We start from the raw sequence: 3,427 nt of genomic DNA, 5'->3' as shown, positions 1-3,427 counted from the left end.
CCCATACCCAATGTTCTTAGAACAGAAACCTTTATATCTCTAGAACAACAAATTAATCGCCAAATAAAACTTTAATATGTTAGAAACACCCAATCTAAATTATATTAAAGAGATTGCTGAAGGAGATAAAGATTTTGAACTTAGTATGCTTACACTTTTAAAAGTCGAGTTTCCTAAAGAGTTTAAAATGCTAAAAGACAATTTTAGGCAACAAAATTATGCACAAGTAGCTTTAGATGTTCATAAAATAAAATATAAAATAAGTATGTTAGGTATGCCATTAGCCTTAGAAATAGCTTCTAACTTTGAGCAAAATATAAAAAAAGGTCATACAGAACAATATGATGCTTTACTCGTAATTTTAAACAGAATTGATGTATATTTATCCAATAAATAGCCTCTAACTACTATGGATTGCATTATTATAGATGATGATGTAGCTGCAAGATTAATCATAAAGCAGTTATGTAAAAAAGCCTCATTACATATTAAGGAAGAATTTTCCTCTGCAATAGAAGCTATCAAATATTTAAATTCAAATAAAGTAGGGCTTATTTTTTTAGACATTCATATGCCTACATTTTCTGGTTTTGATTTTATTAAAACGATTAAAAATCCACCAAAAATTATTTTAACAACATCAGATAAAAATTTTGCATTACAAGCTTTTGAATTTGAAAGTGTTATTGATTATTTAGTAAAACCAATTACTTTAGAAAGGTTTCAGAAATCATTAAAAAAGCTTAGTAAACCTACAACAGAAGTAATAGAGAGTAAAAGCAGTTTAGAAAAAGATGATTTTATTTTTGTAAATGTAGATAAAAGACTTGTTAAAATTAAGATAATAGACATTTTATTAATTGAAGCAAAAGGAGATTATATAAACATTAAAACTGTAGAAAAAAATTATATAGTACACTCTACTTTAAAGAAAATTAAAGATAAATTACCAGAAAGCTTATTTTTAAGAATTCATAGATCCTATATAATAAATACTGCAGAAATTATAGATATAGAAGATAATACAGTTTTAATTAGAAAACACGTTGTGCCCATTAGTAGATCACACAAATCAGAATTAATAGAAAAATTAAATTTGTTATAATCACTTACCTTAAAAAAAGTACCATTGAACTTACGTTTTGTTTCGTTTATCGAAATTTATGAAACACACATCTATTTTAAAATTATATTTGTAATGTATTTAGAGGTAAATACAAATTCATAGTAGTTAAGTTATATTAATATCATAGTGAAAACATTTATAGGTTGGGGGACTTATAGATTGTTAAAAAAGTCAAAATTAAGTTTTTGACTTTTTTTTGTTTTAATATAGAAAGTAATTTTCTAAAACAAAAAAACCGTAACAAATAAATGTTACGGTTTTTGTACTGAAGATGGGACTTGAACCCATACGAGCATTACTGCTCACTGGATTTTAAGTCCAGCGTGTCTACCAATTCCACCACTTCAGCATTGGTATTATTTCATAATAGAGCGAAAGACGGGATTTGAACCCGCGACCCTCACCTTGGCAAGGTGATGCTCTACCCCTGAGCTACTTTCGCAGTCAATGTTATTATGAACTTGCTCCTCTTCTTGGGCTCGAACCAAGGACCCTCTGATTAACAGTCAGATGCTCTAACCAACTGAGCTAAAGAGGAGTTTGCTTCACCATTTGTGATTAGCGAGTGCAAATATATATCTTTTTAATATATCACCAAATAAAAACTAAAAAAAAATTATTTTTTTTTACTTTTTATAACAAAAATAAATTCTTCCTTTTATCCCAAATATTGTATTTTTGTTTCCACAATTAGCTAAAAAAGATAGCATAAACTATTATATGGATAAATTTTCGTTTTTAAACGCAGCGCATACAGGCTTTATAGCAGATTTATACGATCAATACTTAATAAACCCAGATGCTGTAGAGCCAAGCTGGAGAAGTTTTTTTCAAGGATATGATTTAGCCAATGAAAATTATTCTTTGTCAGATGAAGAAGCTTCTATAGAAGTACCTCAAGAAGTAAAAAAAGAATTTTTAGTTGTAGATTTAATCAACGGTTATAGAACTAGAGGACATTTGTTTACAAAAACAAACCCTGTAAGAGAAAGAAGACAATATCAACCTACTTTAGAAATCGAAAATTTTGGTTTATCCGAAAACGATTTAGACAAAGAATTTTCTGCAGGAGATGTTTTAGGCTTAGGTAGGGTGAAACTTTCGGAAATTATAAGTCATCTTAAAACCATTTATTGTGATTCTATTGGAGTAGAGTATATGTACATGCGTAATCCAAAGAAGCTAAAATGGTGGCAAAATCGCTTAAACCAAAATTATAATCATCCTAATTACTCTGAAGATTCTAAAAAATACATACTTTCTAAACTAAACCAAGCAGTAACATTTGAAAGTTTTTTACAAACTAAATATGTCGGTCAAAAACGTTTTTCTTTAGAAGGTGGAGAGGCTTTAATACCAGGAATAAGTGTCGCACTAAGAGCAGCTGCAGAAAATCATGGAGTTAAGGAATGTGTTTTAGGAATGGCACACAGAGGTCGTTTAAACACATTAGTAAACATCTTTAAAAAACCTGTTAGAGATTTATTTAGCGAGTTCGAAGGGAAAGATTTTGAAGATGATGATATTGATGGAGATGTTAAGTATCACTTAGGTTTAACGTTAAGTAAAACCTATAGAGATGGTAATGAAATCAAAATGAACTTGGTTCCAAATCCATCGCATTTAGAAACAGTAGCTGCAGTTGCAGAAGGAATTACAAGAGCCAAAATAGATAGAAAATATGATGGTGATTCAAGTAAAATATTACCAATTATAATTCATGGTGATGCAGCTATCGCAGGTCAAGGTATTGCGTACGAAGTAGTACAAATGGCAAAATTGAATGGATACAAAACAGGAGGAACAATTCATATTGTGGTAAACAATCAAATTGGTTTTACCACCAATTATTTAGATGCTCGCTCTAGTACTTACTGTACAGATGTTGGTAAAGTTACTCTATCTCCAGTATTGCATGTAAATGCAGACGATACAGAAGCTGTATGCCACGCAATGCAAATGGCATTAGAATTTAGAATGAAGTTTAAAACCGATATTTTTATAGACTTATTAGGGTATAGAAAATATGGGCATAACGAAGGCGATGAACCTCGTTTTACACAACCAAAATTATACAAAGCAATATCTAAACATAAAAATGTAAAAGATATTTATGCAGCAAAATTATTAGAAGAAGGTAGCATAGATAAAGATTATCTAAATACAATTACTACCGAGTTTAAAGAAATGTTGAATACAGAATTCGATTTATCAAAAGAAGATGAAACTTCTAAGGTAAAAGAATTTATGAAATCTACTTGGGAAGGTTTTGAGCGTGAAGAATTAGCAACCATGTTGCAA

General features: G+C 29.6%; 3 protein-coding genes and 3 tRNA genes. 3 read left to right on the top strand and 3 right to left on the bottom strand.

The window, feature by feature from the left end; translation table 11 throughout:
* Window positions 1-76 precede the first annotated feature (76 nt).
* Both ACTG3S_RS11415 and ACTG3S_RS11410 read left to right on the top strand, forming a co-directional pair.
* Window positions 77-397 (top strand): Hpt domain-containing protein, encoded by a 321-nt coding sequence (locus ACTG3S_RS11415; RefSeq protein WP_439129478.1) that lies wholly within the window; start codon window positions 77-79, stop codon window positions 395-397.
* A 12-nt stretch (window positions 398-409) separates the two neighbouring features.
* A complete protein-coding gene (locus tag ACTG3S_RS11410; protein ID WP_439129477.1) occupies window positions 410-1,105 on the top strand; it encodes a LytR/AlgR family response regulator transcription factor in 696 nt (231 codons plus the stop codon).
* A gap of 284 nt (window positions 1,106-1,389) precedes the next feature.
* Here ACTG3S_RS11410 and ACTG3S_RS11405 read toward each other — a convergent pair.
* The 3 genes from ACTG3S_RS11405 to ACTG3S_RS11395 form a co-directional block, all read right to left on the bottom strand.
* Window positions 1,390-1,475 (bottom strand) — tRNA-Leu (locus tag ACTG3S_RS11405).
* A gap of 21 nt (window positions 1,476-1,496) precedes the next feature.
* Window positions 1,497-1,568 (bottom strand) — tRNA-Gly (locus ACTG3S_RS11400).
* A 22-nt stretch (window positions 1,569-1,590) separates the two neighbouring features.
* Window positions 1,591-1,664 (bottom strand) — tRNA-Asn (locus tag ACTG3S_RS11395).
* Window positions 1,665-1,846: 182 nt separating this feature from the next.
* Between ACTG3S_RS11395 and ACTG3S_RS11390 the strand changes: the two genes are divergently transcribed.
* Window positions 1,847-3,427 (top strand): thiamine pyrophosphate-dependent enzyme (locus tag ACTG3S_RS11390; RefSeq protein WP_439129489.1); only part of this gene is annotated, 1,581 nt, incomplete at its 3' end.

The organism is Polaribacter sp. (assembly GCF_965656025.1).
In the GTDB taxonomy this organism is placed as follows: Bacteria; Bacteroidota; Bacteroidia; order Flavobacteriales; family Flavobacteriaceae; genus Polaribacter.
This window is presented reverse-complemented; position numbering and strand designations above follow the sequence as displayed.

Coding starts and splice junctions, on each gene's coding strand:
- ACTG3S_RS11415 (WP_439129478.1), top strand. CDS start 77: ATGTTAGAAACACCCAATCTAAATTATATTAAAGAGATTGCTGAAGGA.
- ACTG3S_RS11410 (WP_439129477.1), top strand. CDS start 410: ATGGATTGCATTATTATAGATGATGATGTAGCTGCAAGATTAATCATA.